This window comes from Neomoorella carbonis, from assembly GCF_045278715.1.
Taxonomy (GTDB): Bacteria; Bacillota; DSM-521; order Neomoorellales; family Neomoorellaceae; genus Neomoorella; species Neomoorella carbonis.
Window position 1 is genome coordinate 1857637 of the sequence record NZ_CP136420.1, and the last position, 25382, is coordinate 1883018.

At 57.1% G+C, this 25382-nt stretch carries 24 protein-coding genes; 3 read left to right on the forward strand and 21 right to left on the reverse strand.

What is annotated here, in order from left to right; all coding sequences use genetic code 11:
• Nucleotide 1 precedes the first annotated feature (1 nt).
• From MCACP_RS09600 to MCACP_RS09625, 6 genes are all read right to left on the reverse strand, one after another.
• Nucleotides 2–475 (reverse strand): NAD(P)H-dependent oxidoreductase subunit E, encoded by a 474-nt coding sequence (locus MCACP_RS09600; RefSeq protein WP_406676558.1) that lies wholly within the window; start codon nt 473–475, stop codon nt 2–4.
• A 271-nt stretch (nt 476–746) separates the two neighbouring features.
• Nucleotides 747–1502, reverse strand: a complete 756-nt coding sequence (locus MCACP_RS09605) for a PHP domain-containing protein (RefSeq protein ID WP_406676559.1) — start codon at nt 1500–1502, stop codon at nt 747–749.
• A 6-nt stretch (nt 1503–1508) separates the two neighbouring features.
• A complete protein-coding gene (locus MCACP_RS09610; RefSeq protein ID WP_406676560.1) occupies nt 1509–1850 on the reverse strand; it encodes a DRTGG domain-containing protein in 342 nt (113 codons plus the stop codon).
• Nucleotides 1828–3147 carry a [Fe-Fe] hydrogenase large subunit C-terminal domain-containing protein gene (locus MCACP_RS09615; RefSeq protein WP_406676561.1) on the reverse strand — a complete coding sequence of 440 codons (1320 nt, stop codon included), beginning with the start codon at nt 3145–3147 and terminating at the stop codon, nt 1828–1830. Before MCACP_RS09615 ends, MCACP_RS09610 begins: the two co-directional genes overlap by 23 nt.
• Nucleotides 3148–3160: 13 nt before the next feature.
• On the reverse strand, nt 3161–3568 hold the full coding sequence (locus MCACP_RS09620) for an ATP-binding protein (RefSeq protein WP_406678732.1): 408 nt from the start codon (nt 3566–3568) through the stop codon (nt 3161–3163).
• A gap of 110 nt (nt 3569–3678) precedes the next feature.
• Nucleotides 3679–4140, reverse strand: coding sequence for a hypothetical protein (locus MCACP_RS09625; RefSeq protein WP_406676562.1), 462 nt, complete (start codon nt 4138–4140; stop codon nt 3679–3681).
• A 347-nt stretch (nt 4141–4487) separates the two neighbouring features.
• Here MCACP_RS09625 and MCACP_RS09630 point away from each other — a divergent pair, with 347 nt between their 5' ends.
• Both MCACP_RS09630 and MCACP_RS09635 read left to right on the forward strand, forming a co-directional pair.
• On the forward strand, nt 4488–4955 hold the full coding sequence (locus MCACP_RS09630; protein ID WP_406676563.1) for a MarR family winged helix-turn-helix transcriptional regulator: 468 nt from the start codon (nt 4488–4490) through the stop codon (nt 4953–4955).
• A 53-nt stretch (nt 4956–5008) separates the two neighbouring features.
• Entirely contained in the window at nt 5009–6241 is a 1233-nt protein-coding gene (locus MCACP_RS09635; protein WP_406678733.1) for an MFS transporter, read from the forward strand.
• A 222-nt stretch (nt 6242–6463) separates the two neighbouring features.
• Here the strand turns inward: MCACP_RS09635 and hydG are convergent, their stop codons facing one another.
• The 3 genes from hydG to MCACP_RS09650 all read right to left on the reverse strand — a co-directional run bounded on the left by hydG (nt 6464) and on the right by MCACP_RS09650 (nt 9389).
• Complete coding sequence (gene hydG, locus MCACP_RS09640; RefSeq protein WP_406676564.1) at nt 6464–7867, reverse strand: [FeFe] hydrogenase H-cluster radical SAM maturase HydG; 1404 nt, start codon at nt 7865–7867, stop codon at nt 6464–6466.
• Nucleotides 7868–8010: 143 nt separating this feature from the next.
• Nucleotides 8011–9063: a [FeFe] hydrogenase H-cluster radical SAM maturase HydE gene (hydE, locus tag MCACP_RS09645; RefSeq protein ID WP_406676565.1), complete on the reverse strand. Its 1053-nt coding sequence runs from the start codon at nt 9061–9063 to the stop codon at nt 8011–8013.
• 71 nt (nt 9064–9134) lie between these two features.
• Nucleotides 9135–9389, reverse strand: coding sequence for a TM1266 family iron-only hydrogenase system putative regulator (locus tag MCACP_RS09650; protein WP_141265285.1), 255 nt, complete (start codon nt 9387–9389; stop codon nt 9135–9137).
• Nucleotides 9390–9736: 347 nt separating this feature from the next.
• Between MCACP_RS09650 and MCACP_RS09655 the strand changes: the two genes are divergently transcribed.
• Nucleotides 9737–10126 (forward strand): hypothetical protein, encoded by a 390-nt coding sequence (locus MCACP_RS09655; RefSeq protein ID WP_406676566.1) that lies wholly within the window; start codon nt 9737–9739, stop codon nt 10124–10126.
• A gap of 46 nt (nt 10127–10172) precedes the next feature.
• On the opposite strand, the gene MCACP_RS09660 is transcribed toward MCACP_RS09655, so the two are convergent.
• The 12 genes from MCACP_RS09660 to MCACP_RS09715 form a co-directional block, all read right to left on the reverse strand.
• Complete coding sequence (locus MCACP_RS09660) at nt 10173–11258, reverse strand: 6-phosphofructokinase (protein WP_141265122.1); 1086 nt, start codon at nt 11256–11258, stop codon at nt 10173–10175.
• A gap of 35 nt (nt 11259–11293) precedes the next feature.
• Nucleotides 11294–13186 (reverse strand): PHP domain-containing protein, encoded by a 1893-nt coding sequence (locus MCACP_RS09665; protein WP_406676567.1) that lies wholly within the window; start codon nt 13184–13186, stop codon nt 11294–11296.
• Nucleotides 13183–13458: a cell division protein ZapA gene (locus MCACP_RS09670; RefSeq protein ID WP_141265124.1), complete on the reverse strand. Its 276-nt coding sequence runs from the start codon at nt 13456–13458 to the stop codon at nt 13183–13185. Before MCACP_RS09670 ends, MCACP_RS09665 begins: the two co-directional genes overlap by 4 nt.
• A gap of 80 nt (nt 13459–13538) precedes the next feature.
• Nucleotides 13539–15947 (reverse strand): phenylalanine--tRNA ligase subunit beta, encoded by a 2409-nt coding sequence (gene pheT / locus MCACP_RS09675; RefSeq protein ID WP_406676568.1) that lies wholly within the window; start codon nt 15945–15947, stop codon nt 13539–13541.
• 14 nt (nt 15948–15961) lie between these two features.
• Nucleotides 15962–16984, reverse strand: coding sequence for a phenylalanine--tRNA ligase subunit alpha (gene pheS, locus MCACP_RS09680; protein ID WP_406676569.1), 1023 nt, complete (start codon nt 16982–16984; stop codon nt 15962–15964).
• 462 nt (nt 16985–17446) lie between these two features.
• Nucleotides 17447–18604 (reverse strand): PucR family transcriptional regulator, encoded by a 1158-nt coding sequence (locus tag MCACP_RS09685; protein ID WP_406676570.1) that lies wholly within the window; start codon nt 18602–18604, stop codon nt 17447–17449.
• Nucleotides 18605–18665: 61 nt separating this feature from the next.
• Entirely contained in the window at nt 18666–19283 is a 618-nt protein-coding gene (locus MCACP_RS09690; protein WP_406676571.1) for a 4Fe-4S dicluster domain-containing protein, read from the reverse strand.
• The gene (locus tag MCACP_RS09695; RefSeq protein ID WP_406678734.1) at nt 19280–21352 is read right to left on the reverse strand and encodes a molybdopterin-containing oxidoreductase family protein; all 2073 of its coding nucleotides are present in this window, start codon (nt 21350–21352) and stop codon (nt 19280–19282) included. The genes MCACP_RS09690 and MCACP_RS09695 overlap by 4 nt, the downstream gene beginning before the upstream one ends.
• A 181-nt stretch (nt 21353–21533) precedes the next feature.
• Complete coding sequence (locus MCACP_RS09700) at nt 21534–22355, reverse strand: dimethyl sulfoxide reductase anchor subunit family protein (protein ID WP_406676572.1); 822 nt, start codon at nt 22353–22355, stop codon at nt 21534–21536.
• Nucleotides 22356–22922, reverse strand: coding sequence for a 4Fe-4S dicluster domain-containing protein (locus tag MCACP_RS09705; protein ID WP_141265131.1), 567 nt, complete (start codon nt 22920–22922; stop codon nt 22356–22358).
• Between the two features lie 5 nt (nt 22923–22927).
• Nucleotides 22928–25150 (reverse strand): molybdopterin-dependent oxidoreductase, encoded by a 2223-nt coding sequence (locus MCACP_RS09710; RefSeq protein ID WP_406676573.1) that lies wholly within the window; start codon nt 25148–25150, stop codon nt 22928–22930.
• 30 nt (nt 25151–25180) lie between these two features.
• Nucleotides 25181–25357, reverse strand: a complete 177-nt coding sequence (locus MCACP_RS09715) for a hypothetical protein (protein ID WP_406676574.1) — start codon at nt 25355–25357, stop codon at nt 25181–25183.
• Between the last annotated feature and the right edge of the window lie 25 nt (nt 25358–25382).

Below are 25382 nucleotides of genomic sequence, written 5' to 3' on the forward strand. Positions count from 1 at the left end.
TTTACTGGTACTGCTTTAATACGTCTACCGCCGTTTCCGGTTTAAGCAGCCCGTGGGCGCGCTTGTTGACGGTCATAACAGGTCCCAGACCGCAGGCGCCGAGACACCGGACAACCTCCAGGGAGAACTTGCCGTCGTCAGTGCTGTCCCCGGCTTTGATCCCCAGCTCCTTCTCCAGGCGCTCCAGGATTTCCGGGGAGCCTTTAACGTAGCAGGCCGTCCCCTTGCAGACGGAAATCTGGTATTTACCCTTGGGCTTGACGGTAAAGTGGTGGTAGAAGGAAATGACGCTATAGACTTCCGTCAGGGACACTCCCAGGCCATCGGCGATGGCCACCTGGACCTGGCGGGGCAGGTACCCGATAAGGTCCTGGGCCTGGTGGAGGACCTCGATGAGGTCGGCGGGTTGGCCGCGGTGGGCGGCGATAATCTTCTCGAGTTCCTCCCATTTGGCTTCGCATTGACAGGTTTCCATGGTAAAAAACCCCCTTAAGTTAGAATGCAGATGCAGGAAGTCGGAAGGCAGAGTTCGGCAGCGGACTGGTGTAACCAGTTTTTGATTGCAACTCCAACTCCCTGTATTTTGACCTTGATAGTAGCGGTGTTACTTAGGAAATTCTGAGCTATTCCCGGCTCTTATGGTATATCCGTGGCGCACCCTTCCCTCCGGTTGTTGCTTCATATTGGCCGGTTTTTAAGATAGCTCTATGTCCGGTATTAACAAAATACCGAATTCAATGTGTTATTTATCTGAATTTGTTCCTCCCTGCATCAAGCATCACCTTGAATTGTTGTTGTTGCAGGGCATGACTCAGGGCGGTTATATTTACTACCTCTAGCTCATACTCGGTAATCCGCCGGCCAATGTCATTTAAGTAATGGGCATCGGAAGCGGCCACCAGGGGCCAATTGGCCACGGTTGGGAACTTCTTGCGGGCGGCCGCCGGGCTCAGCAGGCCCAGTTCCATGGCTACCACCGGCATCCCCGGCGGAACAATACCTAAATTCGCCAGCAGGCTGTATGATGGTCGGTCCACATGGGCCGGCAGGCATAAGCCGCCCCGTTTCATTATCTCCCTGGCCACTTCCTCTACCCCCAGCCCAATGCTCGCCAGGAGAAGCCTTTTTTCCCGGCCTATCTCTCTTCCAGCAGCATCCAGAAGAAGCTGGAGGCCGAAATAATCTTCCCGGTTTTCTCCAGCAGGGAGGTGACGGTAAACTTCCGCCTGCCACTTCAGAGCCTCTTCCGCTGTATCGAAGAGGCAAACGAGGTGCACGTCCTCCCTTGTCTGGACTTCCAACCCCGCAAGGACTATAAGCCCGGTATTCCGGGCTGCTTCCTGGACGGCAGCCACATTGCCGGCGCTGTTGTGGTCGGTTACGGCAATGAGCTGGAGCCCCGCTTTTAAAGCCGCAGCTACAATCAGGGGCGGTGTCATTTCCTCGCCGGCACAGGGCGACAGGGCTGTATGGATATGGAGGTCGGCACGATAAAGAGCCATAAGATCCTATTTCCCATTATATAGCAGCTGGTATAAACGCCCGGCTATTTCAAAGGTATGGCAGGGTGTATGCAAGAGAGGTAATCCTTCCACCTCAGCTTTCTGGCAGACTTGCGGAGGGATTCCCCGCCCTCCAGTGAACACCACCCCGGCCGCCCCGGTCAGGAGGGCCACGGCCACTACATTCATGTGCGTCTGGAGAGTCAGCCAGAGGCAACCGGGTGTTCCGTTGGCCATGAAATCGCTTATCAGGTCAGAACAGTAACCGGTACTAACCTCCCTGTCCAGGGCCTTCTCTCCTGCCAGAACCTGTAAATTCAAGCGTTCAACTATTTCCCGGAGTTTCATCTTTATTTCTCCTTTCCGGTTGGGCCATGGACGGCGGCAGTTTCCGCGCCAGTTCTACCACCTCTTCTGCCAGGACGCGCACCCGGTCGCGAAGAACGAAGACGCAGTCGGTATCCTGAGCTTCTTCCCGGACAATATCCTCGGCCAGGGCGCGGCAGCTGGGCGAGCCACAGGAGCCGCAGTCCAGACCGGGAAGCATACCCTGGGTGGCTTCCAGGCGTTGCATCTTTTCGATGGCGGTGGCCAGGTCGGTATCCAGCTGGAGGGACGGCCGTGGCTGTATCGGAGCTGCGACCAGACTGGCGCCGGCTTCCGGCAGGTTTGCGGGTGCCGACGGCATACCACGGACAAGTTGCCTCAGTTCCAGCCGCGCCAGGTAAGGGTTGTGCACCATGAGGGCGCCGCCGACACAACCGCCAGGACAGGCCTGGGCTTCAATATACTCAATGTCCTCGAAGTCGCCCGCTTCAATACGGGTGAAGACATCAATGACATGGTGGATACCATCTACCTCCAGTAAACGCCGGCCGCCGATGCTGGCGTTTTCGCCACCACTGTGGCCCCACCCGTAACCGGCAGCTCCAGCACGGGAGGGATAAGGTACAGCGGTAGCCAGGCGCTGACGGATATCACCATATATGGCGGCCAGGGGAATGACTCTGTCAGGGCCCGGCAGCCCCCCCTGAGGCTGGCGCGCAGCAGTAATCTTGGCCGGGCAAGGGGAAATAAAGAAGGTGCCGATAGCTTGCGATGGTAATCCAGTTGCCAACATACCTTCTTCCCGGGCCAATCTTGCGGCCACATCCATAGGGGTGGCCAGGGGTAAAATCTGCTCTACCAGGGAAGGGAAACGCACTTGGATCAAGCCCACCACCGCCGGACAGGCCGGGGAAATGAGCGGTCTTTTACCCTTATAATCATCCAGGTACCGCCTGATTGCCCGGGCTACTATTTCCGCCGCCAGGGCAACTTCGTAAACGGCATCAAATCCCAGGGCTACCAGGGCACCCAGGATATGTTCCAGGTCCGCCTGACCGGCAAACTGCGAGATTATGGCTGGAGCAGGCAGGGCGATCCGGTAGCTATAGGCAGCCAGAGCCGTCAGATCATCGCCTACGGCGATCTTGGCATGGTTTGGGCAAATGCGAATACACTCGCCGCAGTCGATACAGCGCTCCTGGATAATGCGCGCCTTGCCTTCCCGTACCCGGATGGCTTCTGTAGGGCAGTGTTTGATACAGTTGGTACAGCCTTTACATTTATCCTCTTCCAGGCGTACGGAATGGAAATAACCCACCGCGCCACCGCCTTCAGCGATTATAAATAATTATGTTAACGGTAGTACCCTGACCCGGCGCCGACTTTATTTCCAATTCGTCGGCACAGCGGCGGATATTAGGCAGTCCCATACCTGCCCCGAAACCCATCTCCTGGATCTCCCGTGGAGCCGTAGAATAGCCTTCCTGCATGGCCAGGTCAATATCGGGTATTCCCGGGCCGGAATCAAGGGCTGTAATGGTAATTGCCGCGGGAGTAATACTGGCCTTCAGTTCGCCGCCAAAAGAATGGATAACGATATTCATCTCCGCCTCATAGGCGGCTATTGCTACCCGCCGGATAATCGCCGGTGGAAACCCTACTTGCTGCAGGACCTGGCGAATGCGCGCCGCCCCGTCCCCTCCGGCAAGGAAATCACGCGCCCGGACGGGAAAGGACATTTCCAGGGACGGTATATTATCCTTCAAGGTAACCACTCCGGCTGGTTCAGGCTGGCTTTCTGTATCTCCAGTAAACCCTACCTGTTGAAGCCTTTCCTCGCAGCACCCTTCTATTGCCTCTCCCTTCCCGCCGGCATGGCGCCATGGGGTGCCGTATCAGCCTCTTTTCCCTTTCGCGTTTTCTCGCTTTCCCAGCTGGCGGTCACGGCCTGATCATCACCAACCTCCCTGGAACAACCTTTCAGCCCCGCCTGGAAGAGGCGGCCGCAGCTGTCATACATCAACAACCTGGTGCCCAGGAGAGGCAGGCCCCTGTCTGCAGCAGCCTGGATGAGGTTCTTATCCGGCCTCTTTCCCCGGACGAAGACGATGGCCACGGCGTCGATCATGGCTGCGGTATGGATAACATGGGTATTGGTTAAACCTGTCAGGAGGAGTACCCGGCCGGAGGCAAAGGCCAGGACGTCGCTCATCAGGTCGGAACCAAAACCGGCCTCTACTTCCAGGTCCAGTTTATCGGCCCCGGTAAAGACCTCAGCTTCGAGGATGGCCTGCACTTCCCTGAGTTTCACCGGGCCCGAACCTCCTGATGGTGAATTGCTTCACAATATCAGCCATAATAAACAGGCTTCCAACAAGCCCCTGCCTGCTTTTTTTAATTTCAGCAATAGCGCTCCTATTCACTTTCACTGTAAAATCCTTTTGTGATAGTTCATATGTAGTTTTTATTCGCCATGAATTTTAATTTTCCTGCTAGGTCTTATAAAATTCTTATTTACCATTCATTTTATCGAATTTTATTGTCCATATTTTTGACTTCTAGCTTTTTGGATAGATGAGCTGAGTTGCAAATAATTGACAGCGTTCCTAAACGATAATATAATTTTTCGGAGACCAAAATATTTGGGAGGCGAAGTTATTGGCTGGATTGGCGGCAGAAACCCGGGAATTGGAATTGCTACTGCGCCAGATCAATCATTTGATGAACCACTATACCCGCACTTATTTGAGCGGCCGGGGTTTAACTATGGCCCGCTTCTGGGTTTTAAGCAACCTTGCAGTGGATAAACCCATAACTATGGGTGAACTTCAGCGGCGACTCTTCCTGGCCCCGGCCACCCTAACGGGCCTTGTTGACGGCCTGGTGGAGGAAAAGCTGGTCCGGCGCTGGCGGGACGATAATGACCGGCGCTTAGTATTCCTGGCCCTGACCCCCGCGGGAGAGGAATTCGTGTCCGAAATATTACACTATCGCTCCTCAGTTTTAGCAAAAGCCCTGGCAAACCGGGACGATATCAATTTAGAACAATTAAACGCTTTTCTGCAATTGCTCCTTACTAACCTTAGATACCTGTGCCCTTATCTGCGCTCCCCCGAAGCCTGTTGACCTTAGATTCCCAGGAAATATTTAGCTTTAAAAAGGTGGGAAAAATACGGGACATGGAAATAGGCCGTTTTCAGGCCCTGGCGGCTTTAAAGCACCGTAATTTCCGGCTCTTCTGGTGCGGGCAGCTAATCTCCCTTATGGGCACCTGGATGCAAAATATGGCCCAGGGCTGGCTGGTACTGCAGCTAACAAATTCTCCTTTTTTGCTGGGGCTGGTAAACGCCGTCCAGTTTACACCCATGCTGGTCCTCGCCCTGGTAGCCGGCGTGGTCGCCGACAGGGTGCCTAAAAGACGTCTTTTAATCATAACCCAGAGCAGCCTGATGCTCCTGGCTTTTACTCTTGGTATTTTAACCCTGACCGGGCTGGTGCGTTACTGGCAGGTGCTGATCCTGGCAGGTCTGCTGGGCATAGTCAACTCCTTTGACATGCCTGCCCGCCAGTCCTTCGTCGTTGAAATGGTAGGCAAGCACGATTTGATGAATGCCATCGCCCTTAATTCATCTATTTTTAACGCCGCCCGGATAATCGGCCCGGCCCTGGCCGGCCTGGTCATCGGCCGGCTGGGAATGGCGGCCAGCTTCCTGCTTAATGCCGCCAGCTTTGTGGCCGTTATCGGGGGCCTGCTACTGATCCGGGTACCTGAAGACAGCTGGCCCCAGCAGGCGGAAACAAGAATCCTGGAAAAGATTGGCGAAGGGTTAGACTACATCCGCCGGACCCCGGTTATCCTGCAGGCTATCACCCTCATGGCCTCCCTCAGCATTTTGACTATGAACTTTAATGTCCTGATTCCGGTCCTGGCCCGCAATACCCTGGGCCAGCAGGCGGAAGGCTACGGCCTGCTCATGTCTGCTTCAGGCATCGGGGCCTTCGGCGGAGCCGTGATGCTGGCCTTCTTAAGTAAAAACGGACCGCGTCGCCAGTTATTGCTAGGCGGGGCCGCCGGCCTCTGTCTTTTCCAGCTTCTCCTCGCTGCCACGCGCTCTTATTTCGTAGCTTTTCTGCTCCTGGCCTTCACCGGCTGGTCAATGATTACTTTTACCGCTTCGGTGAACACAACCTTACAGCTTAATGTACCAGATAATTTACGCGGCCGGGTGATGAGCGTATATGCCCTAGTCTTCGGCGGCGTGACACCCATCGGCAGCCTGTTCAGCGGCAGCATCGCCCACCTCTGGGGCGCGCCGGCAGCCATGGCAACCGGCGCGACGATGGGGATGTTAAGTTTAATTATCATTATGTATGGGTTGCCGTACAAAAAAGGCATCCGGCCCCAGCATTAGCTGCCCGAGCAGGATATAAGAACGTAGCGCGCGGCTGACCATCATGTATCCAGGCCGCGGTGATTACTAACATTACCGTAATTCGACATCCTGCACCGCCTGGCAAATTGGTAATCTACGATAGCCCCTGTCACCTGGTACGCCGGGCCTCAGGCTGAGCCTCATAATAATAAAAACCCCCACTCCTGCCAGGGTGGGGGTAAGATTTAAGTGCGGGCGGATTTAAAAATACAGATCCCTTTCGCCGGCGGCGATGCGCTCCAGGCGGCGTTCGGTTTCCGCCCGGACGGCTCCATTGGGTATCTGGGCCAGGTGCTCCCTGATAGCCGCTTCTCCCGCTTCCCGGGTGGCCGGTCCGGCGTAATCCAGCAGGTATTCTTTAAAGGTCAGGATGGCGTTGGGCTGGCACACATGCTGGATCTCACCGGTTTTGGCCAGGGCCATAAAACGGTCCCCTGTACGCCCGCGGCGATAACAGGCCGTGCAGTAGCTGGGGAGATAACCCCGCTGGCACAGGTCGCGGATTACTTCATCTGGGTGGCGGTGGTCGCCGATTTCAAACTGGGGCACGTCGTCGCTGTTTTCAGCATAGTGGCGGCCGTATCCGCCGACACCGGTGCAGGAGCCGGCGCTGAGCTGGGAAATTCCCAGGGCCAGGAGTTCGGCCCGAAGCTCCGGCGTCTCGCGCGTAGAAATAATCATGCCGGTATAGGGCACGGCCAGGCGGATGATGGCCACCAGCTTCTTGAAATCGTCATCGTTAACTAGATATGGGAAGTTTTCCAAACTAATACCATACGCCGGCCGCAGGCGAGGTACGGAGATGGTATGAGGCCCGACGCCGAAGGTTTGCTCCAGATGGCGGGCATGGTAGAGCAGGCCCATCACCTCAAATTTATAATCGTAAAGACCGAAGAGGACCCCCAGGCCAACGTCGTCGATGCCACCTTCCATGGCCCGGTCCATAGCGGTGGTGTGCCAGTCATAATCAGCTTTGGGACCGCTGGGATGCATGTAGGCGTAAGTCGGCCGGTGGTAGGTTTCCTGGAAAAGAATATAGGTGCCGATGCCGGCTTCTTTGAGCCGGCGGTAAGCATCCACAGTGGTGGCGGCAATGTTGACGTTCACCCGGCGGATATTACCATTGGCCTCGGTAATATGATAGACACGGTTGATAACATCCAGAACGTAGTCCAGGGGGCAATGGACCGGGTCTTCCCCCGCTTCCAGGGCCAGGCGTTTATGCCCCAGGGACTCTAAAATGCGTACCTCCCGCTCCAGTTCCGCCGGTTCCAGGCGACGGCGTTCAAATTTGTTTTCCCGCCGGTAGCCGCAGTAACGGCAGTTGTTAACGCAGTAGTCGCTGAAGTAAAGGGGAGCAAAGAGGACCATGCGCCGGCCGTAAATCTTTTCTTTTATTTCCCTGGCGGCGGCAAACATCTGCCGGCGCACGCCCGTATCGTCGTTCTGGAGCAAAACGGCTACTTCGTAGGGTTCCAGTCCCTTCGCTTCCCGCGCCTTTTCGACGATGCGGGCAGCCTCGTCCCTCGTTGCCCGCTTGGCTTCTTCCAGGTAGCCTTCTATCTCTTCATGCTTAATAAAGTCGGCACGATAACCATGCTGCATGGAAAATTCCCCCATTCCATTTATTGATACTTAACGTATACCAGGACCATCTCTGCTTTTACTCCTCTTTCACATCGTTTTACGAACGTTTATTAAATAAAGCCGTACTAATATCTTTTCCAATTCGTGGCTACCGCCACCAACTAAGCCGGGAGGGGCTTCAAGGTGTGTCCCGGTCCCCGCCCCAGCCGCCGCCCTAAAGCGCGCACCATGCCTTCCAGGCAGTAGCGGCAGTCTTCGGGGCCTTCGTTGACGCAAATCTTATTGGGGTAGATTTGATAATTGGCCCGGTATTTGGTCGGCGTCAGGTTAGGCATAATGACGTTCGCCCCCCGTTGCAGGGCGAGCTGGCGGCCATTGGGGGCCAGTGTGCCCACCGCTGTAGTTGCCGGCAAATGGGCGTATGGTATGACCAGTCGGGCGGTAGCTACCACCCGATAGGTGAGGTCCAGGCTCCCCGCCGGTTCCCCGCCCAGGGGCGTTGCCGGGTGGGGGATAAAGGGGCCCAAACCTGCCATTTCCACGTCCAGCTGCCGCAGGAGGATTAAATCATCAGCCAGGTCCTCCAGGGTCTGACCCGGCAGGCCGATAATGTTGCCGGAACCTACCTGGTAGCCCAGCTCCCGCAGCCACTGGAGGCACTGGAGGCGCTCCTCCCAGCTCATGCCGGGGTGGAGGCGGGCGTAGAGGTTTTCATTGGCCGTCTCATGTTTCAGAAGGTAGCGGTCGGCCCCGGCTTCCCGCCACATAGCGTATTCATCCCTCGTCCTCTCCCCGACGCATAAGGTTACGGCTACCCCCAGCTTTTTTATTTCCCTGATTATCCCTGCCAGCATTGGGCCTGTATACCAGGGGTCTTCCCCCGACTGGAGGACGATGGTCCCATAACCCAGGTCCGCCCCGCGCCTGGCGGCAGCAACAATATCTTCTGGCATTAAGCGGTACCGCTGCAACTTCACATTGTCAGCCCGCAGGCCGCAGTAATAACAATGGCGGCGGCAGTAATTGGAGAACTCGATGACGCCGCGCAGGTGGACTTCCTCCCCGGCCACCCGGGCGCGGACGCCGTCCGCCAGCCTGTAGAGGGCTTCTTCTTCCGCCCCGGGGTCTGCGGCCAGCAGGTTTATGATGTCTGCCTTGGTGAGTTCTTCTCCGGCAGCGGCCCGCTCCAGGCTGCAGGCAAATTCCCGTCGCACGGCAATAACCTCCTTCCATTTCCAACCTGTATAACCTAATTTTCGGCCTCCCCGCCACCGGGACAGGCGGCTCACTTTCCCTTTCCTGTCAGGGCCGCCCGCACTTTTACCCCGGGGAGGCTGCCCAGCTTTCCCGTCAGGGCGCCGATGGTATCGGTGGTCCCGTCCACAATCAAAGCTATAACGGCCACGCCCCGTTCCCGGTAGGGAATACCCATGCGGCCGACGATGCAGTTGCCGTAATCGCTTAAGATGGCATTAACCCGGGCTGCAGTATGTTCGCGATCCTCAATTACTATCCCCACTACTCCCAGGCGGTTTTCCATCGTCATACTCCTTCATACTCCTTCCCCGAACAAGGCTGCACCGGATTATTATCGTTGCAGCTAAACCAAAAAACGCCTGCCAGCTTGAATACTAAGCCGGCAAGCGTGAAAAATTACTTCGCATACAATTCCTCCTTCCCTAAGGTTCAGGTAATCCCTCACCGCAGGATAATTTTTGCCGCCCTCCCGCACCGGTCCTTAAACCCGTACGGTCAGGTTTGTTCTAGATCTATTTTGTACGATTATGAACAAAAATGCAAGCTGATTTTTATCCAGGACCTGAAAGGAATTTTTTCCCCGGCGGAGAAATTATATCCTTTAAGAGGACCCGTGAAAGGGGAGTGCATATGGAAGAGATCTTAAAACAGCTCCTTCAGGGACAGGAAGAAATCAAAAAGACATTACAACAGCATACTGAAATTTTGCAGCAGCATACCGAAACTCTACAGCGGCATACTGAAATTCTGCAGCAGCATACCGAAACTCTCCACCAGCACAGCAAACAGTTAGACTATCTGGAACAAAGAATGATTAAAATCGAAAATCGCCTGGATAACGAACTGCTGCCGAAAATCAACGCCCTGTTTGACGCTTTTGAGCTACGGGGGGACGAGATTGCGAAACTCCAAAGACACCTGGATGACAGGCTCGATATAATCGCCCTGGATGTTAATTACCTGCTGGGCAAAACCGCCCGCCAGGAAACAGCTATCCTGGAATTAAGACGGGCTAAGTAAAGGAAATCGCCGGAACAGAAAAACGAGGCTTTTGACGTAAATGCCGCTAATCATCTCCAAAACTGATTCCTATAGCCCGCGCCGTGGCCAGGAGCTGGTGATCTAGAGGTATGGTCCGGGGTTTCCCGACGGCTGCTTCCAGGGGGACATGAGAAATATCGTTACCCCTCAGGCAGACCATCACCCCGTGAATGCCTTTGACGGCGAGCTCCGCTGCCGCCACGCCGAAGCGGGTGGCCAGTACCCGGTCGTAGGACGACGGCGAGCCGCCCCGCTGGATATGGCCCAGGACGGTCACCCGGGTTTCGATGCCGCTCTTTTCTTCGATTAGCTTCCCTACCAGCTGGCCGATGCCTCCCAGGCGCACCCGCTCTACACTGCCCTCCACCGTACGTTGGACAACCAGTTCTCCCTCCGGCGACTTGACCCCCTCGGCGACAACGACGATGCTGAAAGGTTTACCCTCGGCCCGGCGGGCTTCTATTTTTTTCAACACGCTTTCAATATGCCAGGGGATTTCCGGTATCAGGATGACATCGGCCCCGCCGGCCAGGCCGCTGTAGAGGGCGATCCAGCCGGCATAGCGGCCCATGAGTTCCAGGACCATGACCCGGTGATGGGATTCGGCCGTGGTATGCAGCTTATCCAGGGCCTCGGTTGCCGTCCTCACCGCCGTGTCGAAGCCGAAGGTCTGGTCGGTGGCCGCCAGATCGTTGTCGATAGTTTTAGGAATACCGATCACCCGTGCCCCCCTGGCTTTGAAATCCCTGGCCCCGGCCAGGGTACCGTCACCGCCCACTACCAGCAGCACTTCGATGCCCATTTGCTCCAGGCGGGTTATGGCCTTATCTGACATATCACGGTAAGTAACCTCACCGTTTTCTTTAACGGGAAAGTAAAAGGGATTGCTGCGGTTGTTCGTCCCCAGGATGGTACCGCCCCGGTGGAGAAGGCCGGAGATGGCCGGCGGGTCCAGTTTGATATAACGTCCTTCTACTACCCCGGTATAGCCGTCCAGGAAACCGAACATTTCGTAACCATGGCTATAGGCAGTTTTTGTTGCCGCCCGGATGACGGCATTGAGGCCGGGACAGTCTCCCCCGCCGGTGAGAATGCCTAGACGTTTGGGCATGAGATAACCTCCTTATGATACCAATCCCAGCATCGTTATTTCCTGTCTCTTCCCCGGTTGCGCTTCAGCCTGGCCAGCAACCGTTCCAGTTCCCAGGTGTTGACTACATTCTCCGGTTCCAGCCAGCCGCGCCGGGCGGTAAGGACGCCATATTCCATGTCTGCCAGACGGATGGAATCATGGGCATCGGTATTGATAGCTATAGGTACATCGTATTCTTTGGCCAGGCGTACGGCCGTATCATTTAAATCCAGCCGGTCGGGGCTGGCATTGATCTCCAGGATGGTACCCGTCTCCGCTGCCAGCTCAATAATCCTGGTTACATCTACGGCGTAGGGCCGGCGCCGTCCCAGCATGCGGCCGGTAGGATGCCCTAGAATATCTACGTAAGGATGGCGCAGGGCCGCCTCCACCCGGGCCATCATCCGCTCCTCTTCCTGGCGGAAGCCGGAATGGACGGAAGCGATCACCAGATCAAACTCCTTTAAGATTTCGTCCTCATAATCCAGGCTGCCGTCGGCCAGGATATCGACTTCAATCCCGGCAAGGATGGTAATATCTTTCAACTCTTCGTTCAGCCGGGCTATTTCCTCCCGCTGGGCCTTTAACTGTTCGACGCTCAAGCCCCGGGCCACCACCAAAGAGCGGGAGTGATCGGTAATGGCAATATACTGGTAACCCCGCCTGCGGGCTGCTGTTGCCATGGCGGCAATGGTTTCCACGCCATCGCTGTAGCGGCTATGCATGTGGAGGTCTCCGCGGATGTCGGCCAGGGTAATTAAGCGGGGCAGTTCACCTTTCACGGCGGCTTCTATTTCGCCTCGATCCTCCCGTAATTCCGGCACTATATAAGGTAAACCCAGGCGGTGGTAAAAAGCAGCCTCCTCTGCCTCGCTCCCGGCTGGAGTTGCTTCAATACCTCTGTCCTCCAGGCACTCAACCCCAGCAGGAGTAGCTCCAGCTTTAGAAGGGATTGAGGCCCGGTCCTCCGGGCTAAATGACGGCCGGGAAGCTATAGCCGTATCTCCATATTCTCCGGCCAGTACTGCTTCCTCTTCGGCCAGCCAGCGGGAGGTGGTCAGACCAATATCGGCAACCTTCAACCCACGCCCAGCTGCCAGACGCAGCAGCCCCTTCCGGTGGGCTTTAGAGCCGGTAGCATAAAATACAGTGGCCGCAAATTCTTTCGGCGGAACCAATATGATTTCAACTTTTAGCCCCAGGGTCGTCCTTAAGGAAAGGCGATCCGGCTCCCAGGCCAGGACTTCCTTCACCCTGGGGTGCCGGGTCATGACGTCCGCCACCTGGTGGCCGGGCTGCACGGCTACCACCAGGTCGACATCGCCTACCATTTCCCGGCCGCGGCGAACGCTGCCGGCTATGGCCACCCTCTCAACCCCTGGTATGGCCAGGATCTGGTCTTGCAGGAGCAGGGCCAGGGGCCTGGCTATTCCCAACGGCACCTGCTCCTTTACTTCTTTTAACATTTCCACGCCCCGCAGGATGGCCAGCTCGGTCTTGCTACCCATGCCGGGCAGGGTCCTGATACGCTTTTCCCGGGCCGCTGTTTCCAGCTCTTCCAGGGTAGTGATGCCCAGGCCCTGGTAGATCTGGCGTACAGAGCGGCTGCCCAGACCGGGTATAGCCAGCATTTCCCTTAGTCCGGGCGGTACTTCCCGGCGTAAATTTTCCAGGAAAGTAGACCGGCCCGTGGTTAACAATTCGGCGATTTTTTTGGCCAGGTTTTTTCCTACCCCCGGGATCTCCTCCAGGGCATCCCGGGCATAAAGGGAGGCGGCCTCTTCTTCCAGGTTTTCCAGGGCCCGGGCGGCGCGGTGATAGGCGCGGACTTTAAATGGGTCCTCCCCCTTTAATTCAAGTAAATCACCCATTTCTGTTAATGCCCAGGCAAGCTCCAGGTTGGTCAACCCCGTTTTTCCTCCTGTATCAATTTTACCAGGGTTTCATAGTCCTGCTGGACTTTATAAAGTTCATCGGCAATATTCAAGGCGGCAAGCACGGCAACCTTTACTGGAGGATAATGGGGGAACTTCTGGTTAACCTGGCGCATCTTTTTGTCTACGTACGAAGCCAGCATCTGGATGTATTCCGGCGCTTCCCCCTTGACCACGTATTCCTGCCCGTTGATGTTGACCGTGGTTCGGTCTGGTGCAGCCAGCGGCTTTTCCGCCTGAAGCAAGTTTACCCCTCCCTTTGCCTGGATATCTCTTTGTTTGTTCGCCTTTACCCGTAGAAAATCCTGCCAGAGGTTAAAATTCACTACCGCAGCCTGGCGCCCAGGCGTTCCTCCAGAGCCCTTTGAATCCTTTCCTGGGCGGCATTCACCTCGGCATCCGTAAGGGTCCGGTCCGGCAGCTGGTACACCAGGGAATAAGCCAGGCTTTTATAACCGGCCGGGACAGGAGCTCCCCGGTAGACATCAAAGAGAGTGCAGCCTTTAAGCTGGTCACCCCCCGCTTCCCTGATGACTTCTTCTACTGCTGCCGCGGGGAGATTTTCCTCTACCACCACCGCCAGGTCCCTTTCCACGGCCGGGAAACGGGGTAACGGTTCGTAACCCACCTGCCTCTGGTTTAAACTGCCTGCATAATCCCAGTCCAGCTCGAAGACACAGGCCCTGGCCGGTAAATCAAAAGCCGCCAGGACGTCCGGGTGCAGCTCGCCTATGAATCCTAAGACTGCCTCCCCGGCCTTGATATTTGCCGCCCGGCCGGGATGGAGGAAGGGATAAGTAGCTGTAGCTTCCCAGGTGATGCCTTTGATTTTGACCCTGGCCAGGATATTTTCTACTATACCTTTTAGATAGAAGAAATCCATCTCGCCTGCCGGCCAGCTCCAGCCGCGGCCGGTAGTCCCCATGACCAGCCCGCCCAGGCGTAAGGGTTCTACCGGTAACTGCCGGCCCGCAGGAATAAATACCCGGCCCAGTTCGTAAATGGCCACCGGCAGCACCCGGCGGTTGGCATTGCGCCCGGCCACCTCCAGCAAACCTGGCAGGAGGGAAGGCCGCATGATACTTTGCTCATCCCGTAAGGGGTTCTGGATTTTTACCACCCGCCGCCAGGGGTGATCGGGCGGGAGCTGCAACTGGTCCAGGGCGCGGGGACCGATAAAGCTGTAGGTAACGACTTCCACGAGGCCGGCCGTTGCCGCCGCCTCCCGGCCGGCTTCCTCCCAGCGCTGGGCCGGAGTCTGCTTTTCCAGCGCAGTGATATTCCCCGGCAGGGACACCGGGATGTTATCATAGCCGTACAGCCGGGCAATCTCTTCCACCAGGTCGATTTCCCGGGTCAGGTCGCCCCGGTAGGCCGGAACTGTTACCTGGAAGGGCCCTTCCCCGCTGACTTCCAGGTGGAGCCGCTCCAGGAGTTCCTTCATGGCCGCTGGCGCCAGCTCCGTCCCCAGGAGGTAGTTTACCCGTTGCGGTCTTAAAAGTATTGTTACCGGCCGGCGCTTCCTTACATAGCAATCCAACCGACCCCGGGCCACGCTGCCGCCAGCCAGTTCAGCCATCAGCTGGGCCGCCCGGTCGGCAGCTGCGGCTGCCCCTTCCAGGTTCACACCCCGTTCAAAACGGGTCGAGGCTTCCGAGCGCAGGCCCAGCTTGCGGGAGGTGCGGCGAATGGAAGCGCCGTCGAAGTGGGCAGATTCGATCAGGATGTTGGCCGTCTCCAGGGTAACCTCTGTCTCCAGCCCGCCCATGACGCCGGCTACGGCCACAGGCCGGGCAGCATCGGCAATGACCAGCATTTCCGGATCCAGTTCCCGCTCCACATCGTCCAGAGTTTTTATTTTTTCCCCTGCTTCGGCCCGGCGGACGATAATGCGGTGCTGCTGCAGGAGGTCGTAATCAAAGGCATGTAAAGGCTGTCCCATCTCCAGCATGACAAAGTTGGTTATATCCACCACGTTATTAATCGGCCGCATACCGGCGGCCCGCAAACAGGCCTGGAGCCAGGCAGGAGAGGGGCCGATGCGCACCCCGCTCACCAGGCGGGCTACGTAACGGGCGCACAGGTCGGGAGCTTCGATTTCAACTGCCGCGAGATCCTCGATGCGCCGCCCGTCTTCCCGGACGGCAATTTCCGGCAGGCGTAAAGGGGCACCGGTAAGAGCCGCCACTTCCCGCGCAACGCCCAAAATGCTCAGGCAGTCGGCCCTGTTAGGAGTGAGTTCCAGCACCAGGACGACATCATTGAGCCCCAGGACCTCAGCTGCATCAGCACCCAGGGGAGCATCCGGCGGCATGGTAATAATCCCTTCCCGGTCGGCCGGGGAGACGAGGTTGGCATCCAGCCCCAGTTCCTGGGCCGAGCAGAGCATACCTTCAGAAGTTACCCCGCGGAAGGTGGCCCGGCGAATCTCCTTGCCTCCAGGTAACTTTGCTCCCTCCAGGGCTACCGCCACCTTCTGGTCTATATAAACGTTGGGGGCTCCTGTTACCAGCTGCAGTTCCCGACCGGTATCAACCCGGCAAATTACCAGATGTTCAGCATTGGGGTGGGGGGTAATAGACCTAATCTTTCCAACCACCACGCCTCGAAAATCCGGGGCCAGGCTTTCTATGTTTTCCACAGGCAGGCCGGCCATGGTAAGTTTCTCCGCCAGCTCTTCCGGCGGCAGGTCGATGTCGACGTATTGCTGCAGCCATTTATACGGTACACGCAATTGATATCACTCCTTTAAAACTGCCTTAAAAAGCGCAGGTCGTTTTCATAGAAGAGGCGCAGGTCATCAACGCCGTACTTCAGCATGGCCACCCGGTCTACCCCCAGGCCAAAGGCGAAGCCGCTCACCTCTTCCGGGTCATAGCCGGACATGCTTAAAACCCGGGGATGAACCATACCGCAACCCAGGATTTCCAGCCAGCCGGTATGGCTGCATGTCCGGCAGCCGCCGCCGCCACACATAACGCAGGATATATCAACCTCGGCGCTGGGCTCGGTAAAGGGAAAGTAACTGGGCCGGAACCGCACCTGAACCTGGTCACCAAACATCTGCCTGACAAACGCCATCAAGGTACCCTTCAATTCGCCAAAGGTTACCCGCTTATCCACCAGCAGGCCTTCTACCTGGAAAAACATGGGTGAGTGGGTGGCGTCATCGTCGCGCCGGTAAACCTTGCCCGGGGCGATAATACGGATGGGTAACTGGGGACGCCGGGCCTCCATGACCCGCACCTGGACGGGGGAGGTGTGGGTACGGAGCAGGACGTCCTCAGTTATATAAAAAGAATCCTGCATATCCCGGGCCGGGTGTTCTTTAGGAAGATTCAGAGCCTCAAAGTTGTAATAATCGCTCTCTACCTCAGGGCCTTCGGCCACATCAAAGCCCAGGCCTATAAAAATGGTTTTGATTTCATTTAAAGTCTGATACAGGGGATGGCGGTACCCCCGGGGAACCGGCCGTCCCGGCAGGGTTACGTCGATGGCCTCTGCCCGGAGACGCTCGGCCTGTTCCCGGCGCGAAAGGACTTCTTTAGCCTCCTGGAGGGCTTTTTCCAGCTCCTCCCGGACCTGGTTGGCCAGCTGCCCTACCCGGGGGCGCTCTTCAGGCGGAAGTTTTCCCATTCCCCTTAAAACCCCGGTCAGCTCTCCTTTCTTGCCCAGGTACTGGACCCTTAAAATCTCCAGCTCTTCACTGCTGGTGGCGGCAGCCACCCGGGCCAGGGCTGCCTTCCTGATGGCTTCAATAGTTGCTAACATCTGCTTCACCTCAGGTATGACAAAATAAAAAGCCTTCGCCCCTTCGGGACGAAAGCTTAAAAGATATCTTTTACCACCCCAAGTCTCCCGGCACCATCATGCCGCTCCCCTCTAACGGTGGGAACACCGGCTCGGCCTACTCTTTCATTTCAGCCTGCTGCTCCCGGGCGAACTTCACGCGGCCTTTCCCCAGCAGCGCTTCCAGTCAACGACGCCGCCTCCCTGTGGGTTCCGTACCGGCTACTTTGCCCATTCATAGCATTTGGACGCTAATAACATTTTTGCCTACTGGGTAACCAATCTACGGTAAATAATGTAAGCAGCTATAGAACCGGTTTTTTCGAACAGCCTCCAAAAGAACTCCGCCGACAGGAACAACCTATCACGACCTTTCCTGGAGCTTTTGGGGGTAACTTCTGGGTTAATTATAGCATAGCCCCACTGGCCGTGACAAGGCGGAGTTTACCCCCGCGCCCGGCGTTTAGACAGGAGCCTGGCTTTGAGGGCGGCCAGGAGGTCCAGCTGGGTCTCCAGAGAGTGAATATTCACAGCGAGGATTTCCCCGATTTTTTGTAGGCGGTAGCGGAGAGTGTTGGGGTGGAGGTAAAAGTGGCGGGCAATAGCCTGGAAGTCACCGTTAAACTGGAAGTATTTTTCCAGAACTTCCAGGTAGTTCGTCCCGTTCTCCTGGTCAAAGGCCTCCAACCGACCCAGGGTTTGCTGGTAGTAGTCTTCCAGCTGGTGTGGCGTTAAATGGTAAAGGAGCCTTTCCATTCCAAGTTCGGCAAAAAAGACCAGCCCCGGCTCCCGGCGCAGTTTGCCTATTTCCAGGGCTATTTTAGCCTCCTGGAAACTTAAATACAGGTCAGTAGTGGAAGGGTAAAAAAGGCCTACCCCGCCGCCAACGAGCATTCCGGGGACGCAACGGGACAGTTTTTGCTGCAGGGTGCTGAAAATTCCCTTTAACTTCTGGCCGGTGGCTCCCTTATCCTCGAGGGCGGGGATGATAATTACCAATTGCCGTTCCCGGGGCAGCAGGATGGCTTCCGGGTAATCCTCCCGGGCTATGGTGCTTGCCAGTTCTTGAAACTGGTCCTCCGGACCGGTCAGGAGTTCCACGACCATTAAGGCATGGGGCCGGTTTAAATCCCAGCCCCACAACTGCCCCCTGGCTACCAGGACTTCTTTGGATTCAAAGTTGTTGTAGAGGAGATCATAAACGAAATCGGCGCGGTGGCGCTTTTCGGCAGCAATGACCGCCTGATCCCTGGCCAGAGCCAGCAGGAGCAACCTGCTGACCTGGTCGATATTGGTGGCTACCGGTTGGGGAAGACCCTCTTCCCCCAGGGCCAGAAGGTAACCATAATTAGTAGCACCGCTTTTTAAAGCCACGGCCAGATAAGTCCACCGGCCAAAGGCGGCTTCTTCCCGGCCAGGAGATAAACTGAAGGGCAGGTAACTGCCGACAGAGAACTGAACCGCATCGCTGGTTGCTATAACCTTCCCCCAGGGATTGCTGATGACAAAGACGGCCCTGAACTGCCGCCCCAGGTAATGAACGAGGCTTTCCAGGGTACTGCCTTTAATAATAAGATCTATCAAACCAGTCAAAATATCCATTTGCACTCTCCGTCCTTTGCGTCCCTTTTCCTGCCTGCCTCTCCCTGTCTGTCTTTCTTCCTTAACCTTTTTGTATTATTTCCAAATTATCGGCTGTTATTTTGTAATAATTACAAACACCCTCCTGCTGGACTTGCTGCCAGAAATGCCGGCTTTCTCCAGAGCGGTTTATTTGCAGGGAAGGCAGAGTTAAGGCCGGGTCAGGCAAAAAAGCTACCCACTGGGAATAGGGGGCCTCGCCGGGGTCATTTTCCCAGGTCATCATATTCAGGGCTCCGGTGGGGCAGGCGGCCACACAGGCCGGCTGCAACCCCTGATCCAGGCGGGCCAGGCAGAAATTACATTTTTCTGCCTTACGCGTTTCCGGATTATAGCGGGGTGCCTGGTAGGGACAGGCCTGGACGCAGGCCTGGCAACCCTGGCAGCGGCGGGGCAGGTGCAGGACCAGGCCGTCGCGTCGCTTCCAGTAGGCCTTTTCCGGGCAGACCCGGAAACACTCCGGGTTGCGGCAATGGTTGCAGGCAAGGGAAATATAGTAACGGCGGCCGTCTTCTTCTCCTTCCCTCACCTGGCGCCAGTTGATGCGGCTGGCTGTCTGGTGCTCGTTCTTGCAGGCCAGCTGGCAATTGCGGCAGCCAACACAGAGCTCCAGGCGCAGGGCAAAGGCTCTTTGCTTCACAAACGGCAGACCTCCACAAAGCAGTCGTAAAAGGCACAACCTGGAAAGCCGGTGGTAAGAATGCCCATATCGGTTGCCAGGGGAGACGTTAAAAAATTGACATTATAATCCCCCGGCGAAAATAATCTATTCCCCTGGTATTTCTCTCTCCCGTACCAGCCTTCATAGGCGACCACTACCGCCTCCGGCACACCCGGTTCTATCTTCGCCCTGGCAATTATTTCTCCCTGGCCGTTAAAAACCCGCACCACGTCTCCTTCCGCCAGGTCTCGTTTCCGGGCCGCGGCGGGGTTGATCAGCACCACCGGTTCAGGATTAAGCGCCTGCAACCAATCCAGGTTATGAAACTGGGAGTGGAGCCCGTATTGCTGGTGGGTAGTCAGGAGCTGCAGGGGGTATTCCGGCGGCGGCGAGGCTGGCCGTATATATACGGGCAGGTTGGGTAGGCCCAGTTCACCCGCTCTGGCTGAATCCAGTTCTATCCTCTCCGGCAGTTCAGGCGGCCGGGCCTTACGCGGCCCGCTCAAAAGTTCCTGCCAGCAACTTATGCCAAAGAGTTCCTGCATGCGCCTGTCAAAGAGTTCATCCAGCCAGTCCCTTGCTTTTTTATGGCTAGGAAAGGTACTGCTGCCGGGGGATAACTCGTTTAGTTTTTCCGCCATGGCGGCAACTATCTCCAGGTCGCTCCAGCTTTCATACCAGGGTACCAGGGCGGGCTCGTTAACGGCCACCCAGCGGTGCCAGTAGCTGGAAACAATATCCCAGGTTTCAAACAAGGAAGCCGCGGGCAAGACGATATCGGCCAGCCTGGCCGTGGGGGTCAGAAAGTGATCGACGACCACGATCATTTCTAAAGTATTTAAGGCTTGAGAGAGCAGCCGGGCACCGGCCTCCTGGGTGAGGGGATTGCGGCCGGCCACCCATAAAAATTTAACCGGTGGTTCCTGGCAGTGCAGGAGTTCGGCGGCAAAATTGTTCATATTCAGGTAACGGTTGCCAGCCTGTCCTCCCGCCCCCGGCCCGCTTCCAACCCTGGGCCACGTATCCAGGTGAGCGTAATATACTCCCCCGCCCCCGGTTCCCAGGTGACCGGTCAGAGCCGCCAGGGCATTGATGGCCCTGACGTTCTGGCCGCCGTTGGTGTGACGCTGCAGACCGAAGCCGATCCAGATGGCCGCCGGCCTGCTGGTAGCATACATCTCCGCCAGTTCGGTAATGGCGGCAACCTCCAGGCCGGTTTCCCTGGCAACCCAGTCCTGGGACAGCCCGGCCAGGTAGCTGCGTAAGGCCGGCCATCCTGCCGCATAGCGGCTCAGGGCCTCTTCATCAAGACGCCCTCGCTGCCAGAGGTAGGCCAGGACACCCAGGGCCAGGGCTCCGTCAGTACCGGGTTTAATCTGCAAATAGTAATCGGCCCACTTTGCCGTCGCTGTAAAGACGGGGTCGATGACCACCACCCTGCCCCCCTGGTCCCGGGCTTGTTGCAGGAACGGCAGGGAATGAACCGCCGTCCAGGCAGGATTGGTCCCCCAGAGGATAATACATTTATTCCTGGCCAGGTCCTCGGGGTCGGGGCTGGCCACCCTGCCGAAGTCAAGGTAAAAAGCGTCAAGGCCTGCCGACCAGCAGGGTGAGCCCCCGGCCCGGGTGGTGGGGCCCAGGCTATCAAAAAAGACTTCTATTATATTTTGCAGCCAGCCGAAATTCCCCGAGTATTTATTTAAAGCAACTGGAAGGGTGCTGCCATACCTGGCTTTAAGGTCCAGGATGCTGGTGGCAATAAGTTCCAGTGCTTCCTCCCAGGAAAGGCGTTGCCAGTTGCCGGAACCCCGGGGATACTGGCGCAATGGGTAGCGCAGCCGCTCCGGGCTATGCACCCGGCGACTATAGGCGTAACCCTTGGCGCAGAGACGACCCCGGGTATAGCCGTGCTGTGGGTCACCTTCCACTTTGACTACCCGGCCGTCTTCCACATAGGTCAGCATGGCGCAGGCGTCGTAACAGTTACAGGGACAGGCAGAACGGTAAACAGGCACACCCACCACCCCTTCTCCCATCCCTCTCTTCATCACTATTTTACTTTATTTTGATTCCTTCTGTCCACAGGTCCCTGATTAACTAAAAACCCCTCGCAGCCGCAGGCATCAGGCAGCTTCGCAACCATGCCGGCTCCATGATTAACAAAAACCCCTCGCAGGGGAGGGGGTTGCAACCGCAGGTAAGGAATAGGGCCTTCCGCTAATTTTAGAACTAACCGATGGCCAGTGGTACTGCTGTACCGTAGAAAAGGGCCCGGCCGATCAATTCTCCCGCCAAGAGTAGGAGCAGGAGGGCCAGGGAGAGGGATAGAGAGCCCCTTTCCTGCCGACGTAACTGATAACTGACGGCTAGAGGTGCCAGCCACCCGGCCAGGACCCGCAGCCACCACCACGGGCTGGCCAAAAGAGTGGTAACGGTCAGCCGGGCTTCCGGCCCCGCTGCGGCCAGGAAGGTTAGGTATGACAGCGAGCTGATGATACTTAGGAGCAAGATCCAGACCAGAGCCCGGCTTGCGAGGCTGCCTTCCAGCCATGGCGCAAGGCCGGGGAGCAACTGCTCGAGGCACATCCCCAGGGCCGGGCCCAGTAGAAAGGCTGTCAGGAAAAAGGTAAGGACGGTATGAAAGTTATACCAGGCCGGGCGGGCCGGCAGGACATAGATGAGGGCGCTGGCCATCACCCCCAGGAGGCCGCTGGCCAGGGCCAGGACGGCGGCCAGCCGCGCCAGGGTCTGCTTTCCTCCCTTTGCAGCCAGGTAAGCTGCCAGGAGCAAGAGAAAACACAGGCTGAAAAGTAGGACTTCCCGGCTCAGCCAGGAGGAAGCCAGGTGGGTCAAGGCCCGGTAGGCGTTTTCCGGGTGACCAAGGTGGCCCAGGGAGATAACCATTGCTGCCGCTAAAATCCCGGCCGGCAGGAGATAGGTCCATCTGGGATTAGCTTTACCGGCTGCACCTGGAACCACCATGACCAGGTAGCCGACGGCCATTTGCGCGAAGATGGTGAAAAAAACCAGGGGCCATTCCCAGTTTGTCATTCAAACATCCCTCCTGATCTGGACTCCGGCTCGCGGGGGTACGAAACGGACGGATGGCCGGGTAATAGTTATATCGGGAAATCCCGGCAGTTCTTTTACAGTGCCCGGCTCGGGGAAGGAATTGAGATCCTTTATGAGCTGCAGCGCCCCCACCGGGCAGGCGGCCACGCAGGCCGGCTCCTCATTGCGGTCTACCTTCTGGTAGCAGAGCTGGCACTTTTCCACCCGGCGGTCCTTTTCGTTGTACTGAGGGGCCCCATAGGGGCAGGCCATGGTGCACAGGCGGCAGCCGATGCAGCGGGCGTGGTCCTGGAGGACGATGCCGTCCTCGCGCTTGCTGTAGGCCCCCACCGGGCAGACCTTGAGACAGGCCGGGTCGGCGCAGTGGTTGCAGGCAAGGGACATAAAGTTGCGCTCCGGATAAGGGAGGCTGGCTTCCCGCTGCTGGTAGACCCGCCGCCAGCGGGGCTTGACCTCAGTTTGATATTCGTTTTTGCAGGCCATCTCACAGCTGAAGCAACCTATGCATTTTTCCGTATCCACCAGAAAACCCAGTTGCTTGGCCACGGCCCTCACCTCACTTTCTCGATATTAACGAAGTTATCATGGAAAGCCAGGCCGCGGTTACCGGTGGCCTTTTTGCCCATATCGCTGGGGACGGCTTTTACTGTGTAATTGATATTGTAATTGAGATCTTTGTACCAGGCCTCGTAAGCCACCAGGACCTCCGGCGCCGTGGTGGCGGTAATCCTGGCCTTCAGGGTGACGTAACCGATTTCGTTATACACTTTAACCCAATCCCCGTCCTTGATCCCCTTGGCGGCAGCCGTAGCCGGGTGGATTTCCACATAAGGTTCAGGGCTGACATTCATCATCCAGTCGATATTCTGGAACTGGGAATGGAGACCGTGGCGCCAGTGAGGCGTAAACAAGCGATAGGGGTATTCCGGCGACGGCTGCTTCTCCGGGACATATATCGGCAGGGCCGGTAGGCCGTATTTGGGGGCCTCGGATGATTTAATTTCGATTTTCCCGGAAGGCGTGCGGAATTTGCCGTCCGCCCAGGCCGCCGGGGGAAGTTTCGCTTTGCGCGGCCCCTTTTTCAGCTCGCGATAGTCGCTGATGCCCAGCAGGTCAAGCATTTTGGGGTTGAACTCCTTGCCCACCCATTCTTCCAGGTTGCCGCTGGTGGGATAAGTGCAGGAGCCGGGCTCCAGGGCGTTAAGTTTGGCCGAAAGCAACATGGCGATCTGCACGTCGTTTTTAGCTTCAAAATAGGGTTCAATGGCCTGCTCGTTAATCCCCACCCAGTAGTGCCAGTAGCTGGCGTTCACGCCGTACTCTTCAAAGTGGGTGGTGGCCGGCAGGACGATGTCCGACCAGGCGGCGGTGCGGGTTAAGAAGTGGTCCACCGTCACCACCAGGTCCATGGTTTCAAAGGCTTTCTGGACCACCTGGGGTTCGGGGTCCTGGGATAAAGGATTGCGGCAGGCGATCCAGAGCATCTTGATGGGCGGGTCGTTAGTGTTGAGCAGTTCGGCGCCAAAATTGTTGATGTTGATAAAGCGGTCGCCCATGGTGCCGTCGGGTTTCTTGACCCCGACCGCCCCGGCCGGTTTGGGCATGGTCATGGCCGCGTAATTAAAACCCCAGGTTTCCAGGTGGCCGTAGAGGGCGCCGCCCCCGCTCTTGCCCACGTTGCCGGTAATAGCCGCCAGGGCGTCGATGGCCCGGACGTTCTGACCGCCGTTGGTGTGGCGCTGCAGGCCGTAACCGATCCAGATGGCCGCCGGTTTGGTGGTGGCGTACTCCCGGGCCAGGTCGGCGATTACCCCGGCCGGGATGCCGGTGATCTTGCTCGCCCACTCCAGGGTCACTTCCCGGCGCAGGTATTCAAAGAATTCCTCCCAGCCGACGGCATTGGCCTTGAGGTATTCCACATCCACCCAGCCGTTGTCCAGGATGTGGCGAGCCATGCCCAGCGCCAGGGCGCCGTCGGTGCTCGGTTTTATCTGCAAATAGAGGTCCGCCTTGGCGGCCGTCTGGGTGACAATGGGGTCGATGGCGACGATCTTCGCCCCCTTCTCCCGGGCGGCGTAAATAAAGCGCATGGAATGGACAGAAGTCCAGGCCGGATTTACTCCCCAGAGGATAATGTAACGAGAATTGACCAGGTCTTCCGGGTCGTTGTTCCAGAGGGTGCCGAAATCGTAGGTCTGGGCGTCGATACCAGCCGGCCAGCAAGGCGTTCCCAGGGCCCTGGTAGTATAACCGATACTGCTCATCATGCCTTCAATGCCGTAATGAAGAATATCAAAGTTGCCGGAATACTTATTCAAGCAGATGGGCAGGGTACTGCCGTACTCTTTTTTGATAGCCAGGATCTTCCGGGCGATTATTTCAAGGGCTTCGTCCCAGGAAATGCGCTGCCACTTGCCTGAACCCCGTGGCTCCTGCTTCATGGGGTACTTGAGCCGGTCCGGGCTGTAGACCCGGCGGGTATAGGTATATCCCTTGACGCACAGGCGCCCGTTGGTAAAGGTATTGACCGGATCGCCGCTGACTTTGCGTAAGACGCCGTCCTTGACGTAACTCAGCATGCTGCAGGTATCATAACAGTTGCGGGGGCAAACATTGCGGAAGACTTTCGCCCCGGCTCCTGCTTCCGGGTAGCCTGCCTCTACAGCGGCGGCGGGAGCAGCATATTTCAGACCACCATAGGCAGTAAGGGCAGTCAAAGCGCTGCCGGCGGCCAGGCCCTTCAGGAAAGACCGGCGGGTAAGCTGGTAAGCCATACTTCTTCACCTCCATTTACCCGGATGTTGCTAAATGTTGGGTTTACCGCTATCCGGCCCCTTGAGATTATCCTGGTAGATAACTCCCCGGTAATTGGGATCCGTGGGGCCGCTCTGGACGGACAAGGCTTTCTGGCTGCTGCCGCAGCCAACCAAAAACAGGCTGAGGGCCAGCAGGATAAGTAAATATCGTAATCCCTTATTCACCTTTAACATCCCCCCTACTTGTTCT